This window comes from Paraconexibacter antarcticus (assembly GCF_024220175.1).
Classification (GTDB): Bacteria; Actinomycetota; Thermoleophilia; order Solirubrobacterales; family Solirubrobacteraceae; genus Paraconexibacter; species Paraconexibacter antarcticus.
Window position 1 is genome coordinate 1197185 of record NZ_CP098502.1, and the last position, 16105, is coordinate 1213289.

Genomic DNA, 16105 nt, shown 5'->3' on the forward strand with positions numbered 1-16105 from the left:
GTCAGCCGCGCCGCGAGCGCGCCGAGGTGCGGAACACGACGTCCCACCACGGGGCGCTGATGCCGAAGGCCGTCGTCTCGTCCTGGAAGTGGTGGCGCATGTGCAGCTCGCGGAGCTTGCGGCCGACCGGGCCCTTCGGGGCCCGGTGGTGGACGGCGTAGTGGATCATGTCGTAGGCGAGGTAGCCCGCGAAGAAGCCCGCCGACAGCGCGCACGCGGAGGCGAACGGCAGGACGAGGTTGAACGCCAGCACGAAGACCGAGCCGAGCGGGATCGACGCGCTCGGCGGCATGACGAGGCGCAGCGGGTCGTTCGGGTGGTCGTGGTGGACCCCGTGGATCATCCAGTGCAGCCGCGCGCCGAGCCTGTTGTCGGGCTCGAAGTGGAACACGATCCGGTGCAGCCAGTACTCGGCGAGGGTCCACACGAGGTAGCCGACGAGGACCCAGCCCGCGAGGTGCGCCGTCGACATGCCGTCGTTCAGGGCGAGGACGGCGAACCCGATGATGATCGGGACGAACAGGGCCGGGACGACCATCGGCGGCACCCGGGTGAAGCGGTCCATCCACGGGGACGCGAAGATCGGCGGGGAGGCCCGCAGCTCCTCGGTGCGCGATGCGTACGTGGACCCGTCTCCGTCGTTCATAGCCCACCGATCCTAGTAAACGCCGAGGCCGTTTCCCCACGGTCCCCTTCCCATTCGGGTCCGCCGCCGGACAGGGGTAGAATCGGCCGGGTGCACGTGAGCGACGACGAGGTGCTCGAGGTCGACGGTGTGGTCGAGGACGGTGACCTCGCGCCGGTCGTCGCCGAGCCCGTCGCGCGCGAGGTGACCTCCGCCCGGCCCGCCCTGCCCGTCATCGCCCAGGCCGCCGCCGTCGCCGCCACGGGGTTCGCGGCCGGGGCCGTCGCCGCCGCCGTCGTCCGCGCCGCCCGCGCCCACCGGCCGGTGAAGGCCCGGCGCCGCGCGGCCGCCCTCGGCCCCCACGTCGTCGCGACCCGGTCGTTCATCGTCGACGTGCACATCCTCGCCCCGCGCGACTGACGTCGTGGCCGCGCCGTGACCCGTGCCGTCGCGCCCGCCGCACGGCCTCGCCGCTGGGCCGTCGAGGAGCGCGCCGAGCTGCGCCCGCGCTCGCCGCTGCGCCTCCCGGGGCCCGGGATGGACGGCGTCGCGCGCCGGCGCGGAGGCGTCCTCGAGCGCGCGCTCCACGTCGCCGACGTCCCGGTCGTGCTCCGCGTCGCCCAGCCCGCGCCGGACCGCGTCGTCATCGGCGCCCGGTCCGACGACCGCGAGGCGGCGCTCGAGGCGATCGCCCGCATGCGCGCGGCCCTCGGCGTCGACCACGACCTCGCGCCCTTCTACGCGCGCTTCCGGGCCGACCCGCTCATCGGCGCGTCGGTGCGCCGGAGCCCGCACCTGCGGCCGGGCGGGCGCCCCGAGCCGTTCGAGGCGCTCGCCTGGGCCGTCACCGAGCAGCTCATCGAGTACGAGCGGGCCGTGCAGATCCAGCGCCGGATCCTCCGGGCGCACGGCCGCCGGGTGCCGTCGTGGGACGGGACGGGCGTTCTCGTCGACGTGCCGTCACCCGCGGCCGTCGCGGGGCTCGCGCCGGCCTGGCTGCAGTCGTGCGACCTCTCCGCGGGGCGCGCCGCGACCCTCGTGAAGGCCGCGCGGGAGGTCGCGAGCGGGCGGGTGGACCTCCGTCACCCCGATTACGAGCACGGCTGGCGGCGGCTGCGGGCCATCCCGGGCATCGGCAGCTGGACGCTCGACATCCTGGCGCTGCTCGGTCAGGGCCGCCTCGACCGCCTGCCCGCCGGCGACCTCGCGTTCGTGAAGTTCGTCGGGCGGGCGCAGAGCGGCACGCCGTACGGGCGCGCGACCGAGGAGGAGGTCCGCGCGTTCTTCGCCCCCTACGAGGAGTGGGCGGGCCTCGCCGGCGTCCACGCCCTGCGCGCGGGCGGCCCGGCCGCGGCGCCGATCCTGCGCGCCGCCGTCGCCGCGGCCGGCTGACCGCGGCGACCCGGGCGCGCCCGTCCTACGGCGTGCTCGACGCGCCCGGCGTGCTGTCCTCGGACGGCTGGCCGCCCTCGCCGGGGAGGAACTCGTTCGTCAGCGTGGAGGAGAGCGGCGGGTGCTTCAGCAGCTTGTTCTGCTGCATCCACGTGCCGTACGCCTTCCACTCCTCCGGGTCCATGTACCCGTAGGGCTGGCTCGGCTTCGCGGGGAAGAACACGGGGAGCGTCGCCTTCACCGCGGCGAGCTGCAGGCCGCGGTCGAGGTCCTTCGACGCGGCGACGAGCGGGTCGACGCCGGCCGCCGGGTCGGCCCGGACGGCGCGCGCGCCGGCCTGCAGCGCCTGCATGAAGCGCCGGATGAGCTCACCGCGCTTGCGGACGGTCTGCTCGGTCGCGACGAACACGAGCTCGTCGTACGTCGGCACGCCCGCGTTCTCCATCCGGATGATCCGCGGGTGCTTCTTCGCGCGGGCCAGCTGGATGCCCTCGTAGTTCCAGAAGCCGCCGAGCACGGCGTCGACCTTCTTCGAGAGCAGGCTCGGCACGAGGTTGAAGCCGACGCCGACCTCCTTGACGTCCGCCGGCGGGATCGCCGCGCGGTCGAGGATCGTCTGCAGGTAGGCCGACTGGTACGGGATGCCCGCGGTGCCGACCTTCTTGCCCTTCAGGTCGGCCGGGCCGGCGATCTTCGCGGACGGCAGTGAGATGATCGACGTGAGCGGCTTGTCGACGAGCGCGCCGACCCCCATGACCGGGAGGTTCTTGTCGCGGGCGAGGAACAGCTCGGGCTCGTAGGAGATCGCGAGGTCGGCCTTGCCGGCGGCGACGAGCTTCAGCGGCAGCGCCGGGTCCGACGGCGTGCGGATCGTGACGTCGAGGCCGGCCCGGCGGAAGTCCCCGCGGGCGAGGGCCGCGTAGATCGGCGCGTGGTCGGCGTTCGGGAAGTAGTCGAGCATGAGCGTGAGCTTCTGCATCGGCGGCGTCGCGGAGAGGTTGTCCTGCTTCTTCCCGCAGGCGGCGAGCCCGAGGGGGAGGACGGCGCACGCCATCACGGCGAGCAGGGGACGGCGGATCACAGGACGGGTCCTTTCGGGGGATGGGCCCACGGGGCCACCCGGCGCTCGGCGAGCGTCAGGGCCGCGTAGAGCGACACGGAGAAGAGGGAGAGCACGACGACGGCCGCGAACGCGCGGGCCGTCTCGAGCTGCGGGATCGACTGCGTCATGAGGTGGCCGAGGCCGGACTCCGAGCCGGCGGTCTCGGCGAGGACGGCGGCGATCGCGGCGACGGCGACGGCGAGGCGCAGCCCGGTGAACAGCGCGGGGAGCGCGGCCGGGGCCTCGACGAAGCGCAGCAGCTGCCAGCGGGAGGCCCCGAGGCCCGCCATGAGCTTGCGCTGACCGGGATCCGTCGAGGAGAGCGCGTCGAGCGTCGGGACGACGATGGGGAAGAAGCAGACGAGGGCGACGATGACGAGCTTCGGCCCGAGGTCGTAGCCGAGCCACGCGGCGAGGAGCGGGGCGACGAGGACGATCGGGACCGTCTGCGAGGCGATGAGCAGCGGGTAGAGGCCGCGGCGCAGCGCGCCCGAGCGGTGGAGGAGCAGCGCGAGCCCGACGCCGAGGACGAGCGAGACGACGAGCCCGACGCCCATCTCCTCGGCGGTGACGCGGAAGTTGTCCCACAGCAGGCCGCGGTCGTCCCACGCGGCGTTCAGGACGTCCGTGGGGGAGGGCAGGAGGAACTCGTCGATGCCGGAGAGGCCGGCGTAGGCCTGCCAGCCGCCGAGGACCGCGAGGAGGATGAGCGCGGCGAGCATCTAGCCTCGCCCCGCTGCGCCGAGCGCGTCGAGGGCCCGGGCGCGGACGGCGACGACGCCCGGATCGGTCGCGCGCCGCGGGTGGGGGAGGCCGACCGGGAGGTCCGCGACGACGCGGCCGGGCCGCGGGGAGAGGACGACGATCCGGTCGGCGAGCAGCGCCGCCTCCTCCGTGTCGTGGGTGACGAGGAGGACCGTCCGCGGCTCGCGGGCGAGCGTCCCGGTGAGCCAGGCCTGCGCCTCGGCGCGGGTGATCGCGTCGAGCGCGCCGAACGGCTCGTCGAGGCAGATCGTGGGCGCCCCGGACAGGAGCGTGCGGGCGACGGCGATGCGCTGGCGCATCCCGCCGCTGAGCGCGTCCGGCCGCGAGTCGGTGAACCGGCCGAGGCCGAGCGCCTCGAGCTCGGTGCGCGCCCGCTCGCGCGCCTGCGCCTTCGGGGTCCCGGCGACGCGGAGCGCGAGGGCGGCGTTGTCGAGCGCGGTCGCCCAGGGCAGGAGCGTGTCGCCCTGGGGCATGAGGACCGCCTGGCCGACGGCCCCGACGTGGCCGGCGTCGGCGCGCTGCAGGCCGCAGACGAGGTCCAGGAGGGTCGACTTGCCGCACCCGGACGGGCCGACGATCGCGACGACGGACCCACGCGCGATCGAGAGGCTCACGCCGTCGAGCGCGACGACGGGCTCGGGCGCCGTCCCCGTCGCCCGCCCGAGCCGCCGCCCGCCCGCGACCGCGAACACGCGCCGGACACCGTCCAGGACGACGGCGTGGTGCTCCTCGGTGGCGACGGACGCACCGGGCGTCCGGGTCGGTGACGGCATGACTCCCTTCGCGGGCATGACCCCACAGGTTCGAAGGGTCTGCGCAGGACGCTGCGCACTCTCAGCCGAACGGACCTCCGGCTCCCCTGTGTGCTCTTGCCCCAGAGCATGACAGCAGGCCGCGACAGGCGTACCGTTCGCGGTCGCGGGCCGACCATCACGACCACCCGGGGGACCACATGAGCCAGACCATCGCCGAGCGCCTGCTGCGCGCCGCCGCCGACGGAGACCGCGAGACCGCGGCCGCGGCGCTCGCCGCCGACGTGCACTTCCGCGGGCTCACGCCCCGCAAGACCCCGTCCGCCGACGACCGCGACGGCGTCCTGCAGATCATGGGGAACTGGTTCGAGCACTTCGCCGGGTTCGAGGCGATCGAGGACGGGACGGTGCTCGACCGCCGCTCGATCCGCTACCGCGTCCGCGTCGAGGACCCGGAGGAGGGGACGCTCGTCTTCGAGCAGCAGGCCTACTACGACGCCGACGAGGACACCGGCGAGATCACCTGGATGCACGTCGTGTGCTCGGGCATGCGGCCGCTCGTCCCGGCCGCGGCGCCGGCGGCCGCCTGACCGCGGACGCCGCCGCTACGTCGTGGGCTTCGTGAGCGCCTTCACGAAGTCCTCGAGGTGCTGCGTCGTCCAGCACTCGTACGCCTGGCAGTGCGCGGCGTACGCGCTGATGACCGAGTCGCCGTAGTTCCAGTAGAGCTGCGGCTCGGGGTTGAGCCAGAACGTGCGACCGGCCTTCTCGGCGATCTGGGCGAAGACCTCGGCCTTCGGGTCGCGCCCGTTCGTCCGCGCGTCGCCGAGCACGATGACCGTCGCGCGCGGGTGCAGGTCGTCCTCGACGAGCGTCCGGAACTCGTTCCACACGCGGCCGTAGTCGGTGTAGCCGGAGATGTCGGCGACGCCCGAGTCCTTCGCGATCGCCTCGGAGACCTTCTTGAAGTCGCGTTCCTTGTGGAAGATGTCCGTCACCTCGCTGATGCGCTCGATGAAGACGAACGAGCGCATCTTGCGGAACGAGTCGTGCAGCGCGTGCAGGACGCTGAGGAAGAAGACCGAGGCGCTCGTGACGCTCGTCGAGACGTCGCAGAGGACGTAGATCTCCGGGCGGCGCGGGCGCTTCGGCCTGAACTTCAGCTCGACGGGGACGCCGCCGGTCTGCAGCGAGGCGCGCATCGTCGAACGGACGTCGACGACGGCGTGGCGCTTGGAGCCGCGCTGCTCCTGACCCTGCGTCTTCAGGCGCCGCTTGAGCTGCGCGACGACGCGGTGGACGGCGGCGAGGTCCTGCAGCGGGCCGCTCGGCAGCGCGCGGTCGATCTCGTTGAGCGGGCGGGCCGGGGGCAACTGCTCCTGGCGCTCGATCTGGCCGCGCTCGAGCTCGCGGCGGAGCATCGCCTCGAAGGCGCGCAGCTGGTCGCGGGGGACGCCGTCGTGCCGGGGGTCCTCCGGCGGGAGCTCCGGCTGGGGCTCGGACTTCAGCCCGAGCGCGCGGCGGATGCGCTGGACGTCGACGCCGATGACCCCGGACCCCTGGCCCTGGCGGCCGAAGGCGGCGATCGCCAGGCGGGCGAGGTCGCGCATCGCGCCCTCGTCCCCGTCCTGCATCGCCTGCGCGATGAGCTCGCGCAGCGCGTCCATGTCGAGGTGCGCGGCGTCGTCCGGGTCGATGCCGCCCTCCTCCTTCACGCCCTCGCGGACGGCGGCCATCTCGGCGGCGCGGAAGAAGAAGCGGTCGAAGACGAGGTCGAAGATCTTGCGGTCCTCGGGCGACTTCGCGAGCGTCGCGCTGAGGGCGACGCGGAACTGCTCGCGCTCCTGCCACGGGACGAGCGCCAGCGCGGAGAAGCCGTCGAGGAGCTCGCTCGTGCCGACCTTCAGCCCCTCGCCGCGCAGCTCCTCGGCGAACTCGACGAGGCGCGCGGCCATGCCGACGTCGTCCGCGCCCGCGGACCCGTACAGCGCCGCGGCGCGGGCGTCGGGCTTGCGGGGCGCGGGCACGGCGGCGGCCCGGTCCTCAGGCCCCGGCGCCGTTGGAGCCGCCGCCCGCGAGCTGGAGCTTCACGCCGACGCGGTCGGCGACGATGTCCAGGTCGGTGCGGTGCTTGACGATGACCGACATCGTCGACCTGAAGACGTCCGCGTCGATGTCGGAGGCGCCGAGCAGGAGCAGGGCGCGGGCCCAGTCGATCGACTCGGCGATCGACGGCGGCTTCTTCAGGTCGAGGTCGCGGATCGTCGCGACGAGCTCGACGAGCTTGCGCGCGACGGTGTCCGGGAGGTCGGGCGTGTGGAGCTTCACGATCTCGAGCTCGTGCTCGAGCGACGGGTAGTCGAGCCACAGGTAGAGGCAGCGGCGCTTCAGCGCCTCGGTGAGCTCGCGCGAGTTGTTCGACGTCAGCAGGACGACCGGGTGGGTCGTGCTCGTGACCGTCCCGAGCTCCGGGATGGAGATCTGGAAGTCGCTCAGCAGCTCGAGGAGCATCGCCTCGAACTCCTGGTCGGTCTTGTCGATCTCGTCGATGAGCAGGACGACCGGCTCCTCGGAGGAGATCGCGTCCATGAGCGGGCGGGTGAGGAGGAACTCCTCGCCGAAGATGTCGTCCTGGACCTCGGACCAGCCGGCGCCGTCCGCCTCGGCCTGGATGCGCAGCAGCTGCTTGCGGTAGTTCCACTCGTACAGGGCCTTGGCCTCGTCGAGCCCCTCGTAGCACTGCAGGCGCACGAGGCGGCGGTCGAGCGTCTTGGCCAGCGCCTTCGCGAGCTCGGTCTTGCCGACGCCCGCCGGCCCCTCGACGAGGACGGGCTTGCCGAGCTGCGCGGCGAGGTAGCTCACGAGGGACGTGGACTCGCCGGGCAGGTAACCGGTGTCCCGGAGGCCCTGGGCGATCTCTTCGACGGAGGCAGGCATGACGCTCATGGAGGACTGGACAGTACTGATCTGAAACCGCCGTCCCGTCGGCGCCGTGCCCCGGTGGGGGACCCTGGTGCGCTCCTGTGGCATGCTCGCCCGGCGTGACCGTCCTGCCCGCCGCCCTGCTCGTGCTCGCCGACATCCCGGCGGCCCCCGTCCTCGCCGTCATGACGTTCGGCCTCGTCATCACGCTGGCCGGGCACATCAACAAGAACTACAAGGTCGTCGGCATCGGGCTGGCGATCCTCTTCCTCGCGACCGCGGCGATGATCATCGGCGCCTACGCGTCGTATTCGGGGGACGGCCGCGACCCGCGGCCCTGCGGCATCCCGGCCGCCTGCTGACGCCTCCCCCCGCAGCGTGTGGTCTCGTCGGGGAATATCCCCTACCAGGCCGCACGCCGGCCCGGGGGAGCGGGCTCAGCCGCCGTCGAGGCGGAGCTGGCCGTCGGGGTCGGCCGGCGGCTCGGGCGTGCGCTCGGTGCGGCGGGTCCCGAACTCGGGGACGTCGAGGAGCGTCTCGTCGGTCGAGGGCCCGCGGCGGTCGACGACCGTCGGGCGCGCGTCGGGCTCCGGGCGGGGACGCGTGCGGCCCGCGCCGTCGACCCGCGTCGGGGCGTCCGCGCCGGGGACGTCGAGGCCCGCGGCCTCCCAGGCGCGCTCGCGGGCGGCGGACGGCCGCCGGCGGCCCGGGGGCAGCGGGTCGTCGGACGGCGCGACGTCCCCCGGGAGCGGAGGCTCGACGAGGTGGGCGGCGCGCAGGCGCTGGCCGGAGAGCGCGATGAACACGCCGACCGCGGCCGTCACGAAGATGCCCCAGGTGATGCCGACCGCCGTCGCGGTCGCCCCGTGGGCGGCGGCGGGCTTGTCGAAGAAGCGCCAGAAGACGAGCAGGCAGACCCACACGCCGGCCGCGAAGACGACGTTCCCGTCGCCGAACGGCAGGTGGAAGGCCTTGCCCTCCGCCCGGGCGAAGAAGAGCCAGATCAGCCCGAGGGCGACGAGGAGCACCGCCGCCTCGACGAACGAGAACGCGCCGAACGCGGTGAGCGTCACGTCCTTGGACGGCGGCGTCTCACCGGGCTTGGCCTGGCCGAAGACCGTCTGCGAGTACCACGGGAGGAACATCGTCACGAAGAGCGCGAGCGCCCCGATCACGACCGTCCGCTGCTCCCGCTCCAGCGCCCCGAACGCGCGGACGACCCGGCGCGCGAACCCCGCCGCCGCCGCCGCGCGACCGGCACCCCCGGAGGGCCCGCCGGCCATCAGGCGCCGGCCTCCAGCGCGTCGAGGCCGTCGAGACGGCGCTGCACGAGCTCGCGGACGCGCGGATCGACCGACGGGTCCGCGGCCACCTGCAGGGCCTCCTCGAGGGCGGCGCGGGCGCGGCGGGCACGGTCCTGCTCGTCCCCGTCGGGGACGGTGTTCTTCAGGACGTTGTCCGCCCGCAGCAGCAGGTTCCGGACGCGGTCGGCGGCAGCGGGCGCGTCGGCCATGCCCTGCAGTCTACGCCCGCCTGCCGCCGGACCGGGCCGGGCGCGGCCCGCGTGCGTCAGTCCTCGCGCCGCTTCGGCAGCACGTCGACGTCGGCGTACGAGCGGCCCGAGGCCCGGGGGATGGCGGCCTCCTCGGGCTCGTCCGGCCAGCGCCCGTGCGCGTCGAAGAAGGCGCGGTCGTCCGTCTCCTGGTGGCGCTCCTCGTCCGGATGCGCGGCGAGCCACACGAGGTAGCCGAGCGCGACGAGGCCGCAGGCGACGGCGATGTAGTTGGCGATCGTCCCGGCCATCAGGCGATCGGGATGTCGTGCACGCGGTCGGCCGCCGCGGCCGGGCCGGCGGCGGGGTGCGTCTCGATGCGGTCCACCCACCAGTCGATGAGCGCCCGGACGAGCAGCAGCACCTGGCGCAGGAGCTCACGGAACTGCTCGCGCAGCTCGTCGGGGAGCAGGTCCTTCAGGGACTCGAGCAGCGCGACGAGCGCGTGGACCTCGGACGTGCGGGCCTCGCCGTCGTCCGTCGTCGCCCAGCCGGGGGGCGGCTCCTCCTGCGCGCGGGCGGACGCGGCCTCGCCGGCGAGCTGCTCGGCGGCCTCGCGCGTCTCCTCGATCCGGGCGCGCAGGTTCGCGAGCGGGTCCTCGTCGTCGTGCTCAGGCGGGGTCATGGGCGGGCGGGTCGAACGTGATGTGCAGCGAGCCGTCGGACAGCGTCGCGCCCGAGGGACGATAGTCCGCCACGGCGGGCGGCAGCATCAGCGTCCGCTTGTGGCCGTCGACGCGGACGATGAGCTCGCGGCCGACCTGCTTGAGCCCGACGTCCCCCTTCTGCGCGAACGGCAGCTCGAGCCGCAGCCGCGCGCCGTCCTCGTCGAGGATGAGCTCCTGGGTCACGGTCTGGTGCAGGACCGCGGCCGGGTCGTGCGCGGCGAAGACCTCGTCGGCGAGGACGTCGAGCGCGTCGTCGCCGACGACCTCGCGCGGGAAGTAGGGCGCGTGGAGCACCGGGACGGGCGCGAACGCCTCGCGGACCGCCGTGAGCTGCTCCTGCTGGAGGGCCCGCCACGGCCCGAAGTACTCGCCGACCTCCTCGGGGAAGACGCGGTTGACGATGACCGCGTCGGTGAGGAAGCCGTAGAGGTTGAGGTAGGTGAACGTCCGCCGGGCCTCGTCGATGACCATGCGGTCGGGCGTCATGACGAGCCGCAGTGACACGTGGTCGGTGTCGCGGAGGATCTCGTTCATCGCGATGAGGTTCCGCGTCAGGCCCTGGATCTCGTCGAGGACCGCCTCGCCCGGGAGCGAGACGTCGAGGACCGCGCGGGCGAACGGCCGCGCCGCCTCCATGATCCGCGACTGCTGCGGGAAGACCTTCGTCAGCCACCAGCGGGCGACGTCGGGGAAGCTCAGCAGCCGAAGCGTCTCACCGGTCGGCGCGCAGTCGACGATGACGACGTCGAAGTCGCCCGACTCGTGGTGGCGTTTGAGCTGCAGGAGGCTGAAGAGCTCGTCCATCCCGGGCGGCACGGTGAGCTCCTCGGCGCTGATGCGGTCCACGCCGCGCTCGGTGAGCAGGTCGCTCGCCCACGCGCGGACGGAGGACCAGCCGCGCTCGAGCTCGTCCTGCGCCGAGACCTGCTGGGCGACGAGGTTCGGGCCGATCTCCGTCGGCGCGCTCCCGATCGGTGTCCGCAGCGCGTCGGCCAGGGAGTGCGCCGGGTCGGTCGAGAGGACGATCGTGCGCAGGCCGTCGGCCGCGCAGCGCCGCGCCGTCGCCGCCGCCACCGAGGTCTTGCCGACACCGCCCTTGCCGGTGTAGAGGATCGTGCGCGGGACCATGGCCTGCGCGGCAGGTTACGCGAGCGGCGTCGCGTCAGGACTTCGGCGCGGGCCTGGCGGCTGCCACCGTCACGCGGCCGGAGGTCTGCCCGCGGTTGCCCGCGAGGTCGACGGCGACGATCGTGATGGCGTACCGGCCGGCGTGTCTCGGGGTGAAGCGGAGCGGCTCCTCGCCCCGGCCGAGGCGGGCGGTGCGGCCGGCGACGCGGCGGCCGCGGAACGTCACCGTCGTCGTGACGGTCGAGACCTTCGAGAGCGTGTAGGTCAGCCGCAGGCGGTGCTTCGCCCGCGGCGCGCGCGGCGACGTGCGCGCCGACAGCGCGAGCGCCGGCGGGGTGCGGAGGTCCTTCGTGAAGTCGTCCGCGGCGTGGCAGTAGACCGCGGGGTCGGGAAGCGAGGCGGGATCCACGCCCGCGGCGCCGGGCTGGGCCGGGGCGGGGGCGACGCCGCCGCTCGACGGGTCGCCGAGCAGCGGCGACCCCGGGTCGGCGCCCGTCGCCTGCCGCTTGGCGGCGCGGACGCGGTCGTCGGTCGCCCGGTCGCACAGCCCGCGCAGGAAGTCGCGCAGGAGCGTGTGGTACCCGAGGTCCGACTCCCGCGGCGCGAGCGAGTAGAGCGACCAGGCGCCCGTGTCGTAGGCGGGGACCGAGACGCGGAGCTCCGCCTCGGCGTCGCGGTAGAGCCGCTGGGCGTCGTCGTCGCCGGCGAGCAGCGCGTAGTCGTGCAGGCCGATGACCGCCTGCGTGAACGCGTTGAGGACGAGAAGCTTCGGCGCGAAGGAGTAGATGAGCAGCCGGGTGCCGGCCTTCGTGGGGACGGCGACGCCGGTCGGCGGTGGCGCGCGGAAGATGCCGAGGCCGCGCCGCGCGACGTCGAACAGCTTCGGGTCGGAGAGGTGGACCGCCGCCCGGCTGTAGGCCTGCAGCGCCGTCCCCTGGCCGAGCGCGCTGACCCACGGGGGGTGGCCGCCGTCGAACGCGAAGAGCGACTCCCAGGCCAGGCCGCCGGCGCGCCGCGAGGCGAGCGCCGTCGTCTGGGCGAGGAGCCGGCGCAGGTGGTCGTCGTACGTGCGGCGGCCGCCGGACATCAGGCCGTTGGCCTTCCCGAACGTCGCGAGCCACTGCACCTGCAGGCCCTGGCCGGGGTAGGACTGCCACACGAGCGAGCTGCCCCGGAAGCTCACGCGCTGCCCGTACCCGAGGAGGGAGCCGGTCGTCCACCACTCGCGGTTGCGCTGGACGGTGAGGAAGACGAGCGGCATGCGGCTGCTCGTGAGGTTGCCGCCCGCGGCGAGGTGGTCCGTCGTCCTGAGAACGGCGCCGAGCTCGCGGCGGCGCGCGCCGCTGAGCTTCCTCAGGGTGGCGCGGGCGTCCGCGTAGACCCGGTGGTAGGACGCGGCGGCGCCGGGGGTGATGGCGCCCGCCGCGGCGGCGCGGTCGACCTCGCCCATGGGCGTGCGGCCGGCCCCGGCAGCGAGGGCCGGGGCGGAGGCGAGGAGGGCCAGGCAGAGCGCTGCGAGGAGCGCCGCGGCCGCGCGGGGGGACAGAGGCCGGCGGATCGAGCGATGGTACCGTCATCCTGAGGCCGCTTCCGCAGCCTCGCTTGCAGCAGTCCCCCCCGACCCGAGGAACACCGATCTCGTGATCCCCGCCCGCCGCCTCGCCGCGCTCCTGCTCGCCGTCCTGTCCGCCACGCTGCTCGTGGCGTGCGGTGGTGGCTCCTCCTCGGGCGGGAGCAAGCCGCCGTCGGACGCCGCTGGCATCCTCAAGGACACCTTCGGGCCGGACAAGCCCGTGAAGAGCGGCAAGATCGACCTCGCCGTGGCCGTCGACGCGACCGGCCTGTCCGGCGTCGGCGGGCCTCTGAAGCTTACGCTCGCGGGTCCGTTCCAGTCCACCGGCGGCAAGACCGTCCCGGAGTTCGACTTCGACCTCGCGCTCGCCGCGGGGAGCATGAACCTCAGCGCCGGGGTGACGTCGACGGGCAAGGCGGGCTACCTGAAGTTCCAGGGGACCTCCTACGCGCTGCCGGACACCGTCTTCCAGCAGTTCAAGCAGGGCTACGCGAAGTCGGCGGCCTCGTCCGGCGGCAAGAAGTCCTCGGGCCCGTCGCTCTCGTCGCTCGGGATCGACCCGCTGCGCTGGCTGAAGAACCCGAAGAAGGTCGGGGTCGAGGACGTCGAGGGCGCCGCGTCCAACCACGTCAGCGCGACCGTGGACGTGCCGAGCCTCCTCGGCGACGTCGACACGCTCCTGAAGAAGGCCGGCTCGCTGAGCGGCGTCGCCGGCGCCGCGGCCGGGGTCCCCACGGGCCTCACCCCCGCGCAGAAGACGCAGATCGAGCAGGCGATCACGGCGGCGAGCTTCGACGTGTGGGCCGGGAAGGACGACGGGATCCTGCGCAAGCTCGACGTGAGCGTCTCGTTCGACGTCCCCGCGTCGGCCCAGGCGCGGGTCGGCGGGCTGAAGAAGGGCACCGTCCGCCTGACGCTCACGATCGCGGACCTCAACAAGGACCAGAAGGTGAGCGCGCCGGCGACGACGAAGCCGCTCAGCCAGCTGACGTCGCAGATCTCCGGCCTCCTCGGCGGCCTCGGCCTCGGGTCGGCGCTCGGGTCACCGAACTCGTCCTCGGGCTCCGGGAGCTCCTCGGGCGGCTCGGGTGCGGGCGGCTCCGGGTCCACCGGCTCCGGCGCGACCGGCTCGATCGCGCCGAGCGCGGCGTCGAAGTACGCGCAGTGCCTGCAGTCGGCGGGCACCGACATCGCCAAGGTCAACGCCTGTGCGAAGCTGCTGAGCAAGTGAGCGATCCCGCGATCCCGGCCACGCCGCATCAGGTCAGCCGCGCCGTCGGCCACGTCGCGCTCGGGGCGTGGAGCGGCGGCCGCTACCTCCACTTCGGCGAGCCGCTCGACGAGGAGCGCCTCGTCCGGCTGCTGACCCCGGACGAGGGCATCCACACCCTGCTCACCGCCGACGCCTACGGCGCCGGCGAGGCCGACCGGGTCGTCGCCCGCGCGATCGCCGGCGTGCCCCGCGAGGGCGTCTCGCTCATCGGCGCCGTCGGCCACGACTTCTACGAGGGCGAGCGCGAGGGGGCCAAGGGCTTCCCGCGGTTCACCGACAGGCGCCTGCGGGGCGCCGACGCCTACGCGGACTACCTGCGCATGGCGACCGAGCGCCACCTCGAGCGGCTCGGGGTCGATCAGCTCGACGTCCTCCTGCTCCACAACCCCGACCGCACCGGATACACGAGCCCGGTCGTGTGGGAGGCGCTCGCGTCCCTCCGCGACGACGGCCTGACGGCGGCGATCGGGGTCGCGCCCGGGCCGGCGAACGGCTTCACCCTCGACGTCATCGCCTGCCTCGAGCGCTTCGGCGAGCTGATGGACTGGGCGATGCTCATCCTCAACCCGTTCGAGCCCTGGCCCGGCGAGCTCGCGCTGCGGACCGCCGCCGCGCAGGAGGTCGCCGTCATCGCCCGCGTCGCCGACTACGGCGGCCTCTTCTGGGACGACGTGCGCCCCGGGCACACCTTCGCGGAGCGCGACCACCGGCTCTTCCGCCCGGGCGGCTGGATCGAGGCGGGCGTCGACAAGCTCGAGCGCATCCGTCCCATCGCCGCGCGTCACGGCCTCACCCCGATGCAGCTCGCCGCGCAGTGGGACCTTGCGCACACGCCGGTGGCCTGCGTCGTCCCGACGCTCATCCAGGAGCCCGGGGGACGGCCGATCGAGGAGAAGCGCGCCGAGCTCGCCGCGACCCCGTCGCAGGTGCTTCTCAGCCCCGAGGAGGTCGAGGAGATCCGCGCCATCGGCGACAACGCCGGTTCCATGGTCCTCAAGGGCGCGACCCCCGACCACGACGGCGAGATCATGCCGGACCGCTGGCCGCTGGAGACCGACCTCGTGGCCGCGGGAGCGCGCTGGGGCATCGACGCCGAGCGCGACCTGGCCGCGACGCCGCAGTAGCCTGACGGTCAGATGCGGCGCTTCCTCTCGTCGGCCGACGGCTGGCCGTACCTGCTCGTGCCGTTCATCCCGATCGCGGTCGTCCTCGACATCGCGGGGGCCGGATCGGTTGCGATCTTCGTCACCTCGGCGCTCGGCGTCATCCCGACCGCGGCGCTCATGGGGCGCGCGACGGAGGAGCTCGCGGCCCGCAGCGGACCGGGCATCGGCGGCCTGCTGAACGTCACCTTCGGCAACGCGCCGGAGCTCATCATCGCGCTGTTCGCCCTGAACAAGGGGCTGCACGAGGTCGTCAAGGCGTCGCTCGTCGGCTCGATCCTCGGCAACATCCTGCTCGTCCTCGGCGCCGCCATGTTCTTCGGCGGGTGGGGCCGCGACCGGCAGCTCTTCGACCGCACGGCGGCGACCGCCCAGTCCTCGATGCTGCTCCTCGCGATCACCGCGATGGTGATGCCGGCGATCTTCGAGCTCGTCGAGGGCCGCGGGCTGCCGTCGCCGTCGAGCGAGCTGATCAACTACGACACGACGGTCGAGCACCTCTCGTACGCGGTCGCGGTGATCCTCATCCTCTCCTACATCGGTGGCCTCGTCTTCTCGCTCAAGACGCACCGCGACCTCTTCAACCCCGACCACGGGCCCGATCCGAGCAAGCCGGGCGTGGCGGCCGGGCTCCCGCTCGACACGCACCCGGATCCGGCGACGACGGTGGACCCCTTCGACGAGGGCGAGCCGTGGTCGGTGCGCAAGGCCGTCGGCGCCCTCGCCCTCGCCGGCGTGGCCGTCGGCGTCATGTCCGAGATCCTCGTCGGCTCGATCTCCGAGGCGGCGCACTCGATCGGCCTCAGCGAGTTCTTCGTCGGCGCGATCGTCGTCGCGATCGTCGGCAACGCGGCGGAGCACTGGGTCGCCGTCCTCGTCGCCCGCAAGGACCAGATGGACCTCGCGGTGAACATCGCCATCGGCTCGAGCGCCCAGATCGCGCTGTTCGTCGCGCCGGTACTCGTCCTCGCCTCGCTCGTGCTCGGCCCGCACCCGCTCGCGCTCGTGTTCAACGGGTTCGAGCTCGGCGGGCTCATCCTCGCCGTCGTCATCGCCAACCACGTGACGAACGAGGGCGAGTCGACGTGGTTCGAGGGGGTCCAGCTCCTCGCGGTGTACGTCGTGCTCGGCGTCTCGTTCTACTACGCGGGCGTCGGGACCTGACACACCGGCATCGCGGGGCTTCTGAA

Annotated in this window: 19 protein-coding genes; 7 read left to right on the forward strand and 12 right to left on the reverse strand. The window is 73.8% G+C overall.

The genetic code is table 11. The features are described from left to right. Position 1: 1 nt before the first annotated feature. Positions 2-646, reverse strand: coding sequence for a sterol desaturase family protein (locus tag NBH00_RS06000; RefSeq protein WP_254572442.1), 645 nt, complete (start codon positions 644-646; stop codon positions 2-4). Positions 647-736: 90 nt separating this feature from the next. Between NBH00_RS06000 and NBH00_RS06005 the strand changes: the two genes are divergently transcribed. Further along, positions 737-1045 carry a hypothetical protein gene (locus NBH00_RS06005; protein ID WP_254572443.1) on the forward strand — a complete coding sequence of 103 codons (309 nt, stop codon included), beginning with the start codon at positions 737-739 and terminating at the stop codon, positions 1043-1045. 15 nt (positions 1046-1060) lie between these two features. Then, entirely contained in the window at positions 1061-2017 is a 957-nt protein-coding gene (locus NBH00_RS06010) for a DNA-3-methyladenine glycosylase family protein (protein ID WP_254572444.1), read from the forward strand. Between the two features lie 25 nt (positions 2018-2042). On the opposite strand, the gene NBH00_RS06015 is transcribed toward NBH00_RS06010, so the two are convergent. Genes NBH00_RS06015 through NBH00_RS06025 form a run of 3 tightly spaced genes read right to left on the reverse strand, consistent with a single transcriptional unit; the run spans position 2043 to position 4675 of the window. Beyond that, positions 2043-3098: an ABC transporter substrate-binding protein gene (locus NBH00_RS06015; protein WP_254572445.1), complete on the reverse strand. Its 1056-nt coding sequence runs from the start codon at positions 3096-3098 to the stop codon at positions 2043-2045. Then, positions 3095-3841: an ABC transporter permease gene (locus NBH00_RS06020; protein WP_254572446.1), complete on the reverse strand. Its 747-nt coding sequence runs from the start codon at positions 3839-3841 to the stop codon at positions 3095-3097. The genes NBH00_RS06015 and NBH00_RS06020 overlap by 4 nt, the downstream gene beginning before the upstream one ends. After that, on the reverse strand, positions 3842-4675 hold the full coding sequence (locus NBH00_RS06025; protein ID WP_254572447.1) for an ABC transporter ATP-binding protein: 834 nt from the start codon (positions 4673-4675) through the stop codon (positions 3842-3844). It lies immediately after the preceding gene. A gap of 161 nt (positions 4676-4836) precedes the next feature. On the opposite strand from NBH00_RS06025, the gene NBH00_RS06030 reads away from it, so the two are divergent. Further along, positions 4837-5226, forward strand: a complete 390-nt coding sequence (locus NBH00_RS06030; protein WP_254572448.1) for a hypothetical protein — start codon at positions 4837-4839, stop codon at positions 5224-5226. A gap of 15 nt (positions 5227-5241) precedes the next feature. Here NBH00_RS06030 and NBH00_RS06035 read toward each other — a convergent pair whose 3' ends face one another. Then, the gene (locus tag NBH00_RS06035; protein ID WP_254572449.1) at positions 5242-6663 is read right to left on the reverse strand and encodes a VWA domain-containing protein; all 1422 of its coding nucleotides are present in this window, start codon (positions 6661-6663) and stop codon (positions 5242-5244) included. A 16-nt stretch (positions 6664-6679) separates the two neighbouring features. Then, the gene (locus NBH00_RS06040; protein ID WP_254572450.1) at positions 6680-7582 is read right to left on the reverse strand and encodes an AAA family ATPase; all 903 of its coding nucleotides are present in this window, start codon (positions 7580-7582) and stop codon (positions 6680-6682) included. 95 nt (positions 7583-7677) lie between these two features. On the opposite strand from NBH00_RS06040, the gene NBH00_RS06045 reads away from it, so the two are divergent. Continuing rightward, positions 7678-7920 (forward strand): hypothetical protein, encoded by a 243-nt coding sequence (locus tag NBH00_RS06045; RefSeq protein ID WP_254572451.1) that lies wholly within the window; start codon positions 7678-7680, stop codon positions 7918-7920. A gap of 75 nt (positions 7921-7995) precedes the next feature. Here the strand turns inward: NBH00_RS06045 and NBH00_RS06050 are convergent, their stop codons facing one another. From NBH00_RS06050 to NBH00_RS06075, 6 genes are read right to left on the reverse strand one after another with little or no spacing between them, the layout of a single operon-like run. After that, positions 7996-8841 (reverse strand): hypothetical protein, encoded by an 846-nt coding sequence (locus NBH00_RS06050; protein WP_254572452.1) that lies wholly within the window; start codon positions 8839-8841, stop codon positions 7996-7998. Next, positions 8841-9071, reverse strand: coding sequence for a hypothetical protein (locus tag NBH00_RS06055; RefSeq protein WP_254572453.1), 231 nt, complete (start codon positions 9069-9071; stop codon positions 8841-8843). The genes NBH00_RS06050 and NBH00_RS06055 overlap by 1 nt, the downstream gene beginning before the upstream one ends. Before the next feature lie 56 nt (positions 9072-9127). Then, the gene (locus NBH00_RS06060) at positions 9128-9361 is read right to left on the reverse strand and encodes a hypothetical protein (RefSeq protein WP_254572454.1); all 234 of its coding nucleotides are present in this window, start codon (positions 9359-9361) and stop codon (positions 9128-9130) included. Further along, positions 9361-9735, reverse strand: a complete 375-nt coding sequence (locus NBH00_RS06065; protein ID WP_254572455.1) for a hypothetical protein — start codon at positions 9733-9735, stop codon at positions 9361-9363. The genes NBH00_RS06060 and NBH00_RS06065 overlap by 1 nt, the downstream gene beginning before the upstream one ends. Then, positions 9722-10906: an ArsA family ATPase gene (locus tag NBH00_RS06070; protein ID WP_254572456.1), complete on the reverse strand. Its 1185-nt coding sequence runs from the start codon at positions 10904-10906 to the stop codon at positions 9722-9724. The genes NBH00_RS06065 and NBH00_RS06070 overlap by 14 nt, the downstream gene beginning before the upstream one ends. A 34-nt stretch (positions 10907-10940) precedes the next feature. Next, positions 10941-12356, reverse strand: a complete 1416-nt coding sequence (locus NBH00_RS06075) for a D-glucuronyl C5-epimerase family protein (protein ID WP_254572457.1) — start codon at positions 12354-12356, stop codon at positions 10941-10943. A gap of 190 nt (positions 12357-12546) precedes the next feature. Between NBH00_RS06075 and NBH00_RS06080 the strand changes: the two genes are divergently transcribed. The 3 genes from NBH00_RS06080 to cax are packed head-to-tail and all read left to right on the forward strand — an operon-like array spanning position 12547 to position 16079. Next, entirely contained in the window at positions 12547-13710 is a 1164-nt protein-coding gene (locus tag NBH00_RS06080; RefSeq protein WP_254572458.1) for a hypothetical protein, read from the forward strand. Continuing rightward, on the forward strand, positions 13707-14876 hold the full coding sequence (locus NBH00_RS06085; RefSeq protein WP_254572459.1) for an aldo/keto reductase: 1170 nt from the start codon (positions 13707-13709) through the stop codon (positions 14874-14876). Before NBH00_RS06080 ends, NBH00_RS06085 begins: the two co-directional genes overlap by 4 nt. Positions 14877-14888: 12 nt before the next feature. Further along, a complete protein-coding gene (cax, locus tag NBH00_RS06090; RefSeq protein WP_254572460.1) occupies positions 14889-16079 on the forward strand; it encodes a calcium/proton exchanger in 1191 nt (396 codons plus the stop codon). Positions 16080-16105: the final 26 nt, after the last annotated feature.

Excerpts from the sequence above, each read along its gene's own strand:
- NBH00_RS06060 (WP_254572454.1), bottom strand. The coding sequence starts at position 9,361 with ATGGCCGGGACGATCGCCAACTACATCGCCGTCGCCTGCGGCCTCGTC.
- NBH00_RS06025 (WP_254572447.1), bottom strand. The coding sequence starts at position 4,675 with ATGCCCGCGAAGGGAGTCATGCCGTCACCGACCCGGACGCCCGGTGCG.
- NBH00_RS06000 (WP_254572442.1), bottom strand. The coding sequence starts at position 646 with ATGAACGACGGAGACGGGTCCACGTACGCATCGCGCACCGAGGAGCTG.
- NBH00_RS06020 (WP_254572446.1), bottom strand. The coding sequence starts at position 3,841 with ATGCTCGCCGCGCTCATCCTCCTCGCGGTCCTCGGCGGCTGGCAGGCC.
- NBH00_RS06065 (WP_254572455.1), bottom strand. The coding sequence starts at position 9,735 with ATGACCCCGCCTGAGCACGACGACGAGGACCCGCTCGCGAACCTGCGC.
- NBH00_RS06030 (WP_254572448.1), top strand. The coding sequence starts at position 4,837 with ATGAGCCAGACCATCGCCGAGCGCCTGCTGCGCGCCGCCGCCGACGGA.
- NBH00_RS06055 (WP_254572453.1), bottom strand. The coding sequence starts at position 9,071 with ATGGCCGACGCGCCCGCTGCCGCCGACCGCGTCCGGAACCTGCTGCTG.
- NBH00_RS06040 (WP_254572450.1), bottom strand. The coding sequence starts at position 7,582 with ATGAGCGTCATGCCTGCCTCCGTCGAAGAGATCGCCCAGGGCCTCCGG.
- cax (WP_254572460.1), top strand. The coding sequence starts at position 14,889 with ATGCGGCGCTTCCTCTCGTCGGCCGACGGCTGGCCGTACCTGCTCGTG.
- NBH00_RS06075 (WP_254572457.1), bottom strand. The coding sequence starts at position 12,356 with ATGGGCGAGGTCGACCGCGCCGCCGCGGCGGGCGCCATCACCCCCGGC.
- NBH00_RS06050 (WP_254572452.1), bottom strand. The coding sequence starts at position 8,841 with ATGGCCGGCGGGCCCTCCGGGGGTGCCGGTCGCGCGGCGGCGGCGGCG.
- NBH00_RS06070 (WP_254572456.1), bottom strand. The coding sequence starts at position 10,906 with ATGGTCCCGCGCACGATCCTCTACACCGGCAAGGGCGGTGTCGGCAAG.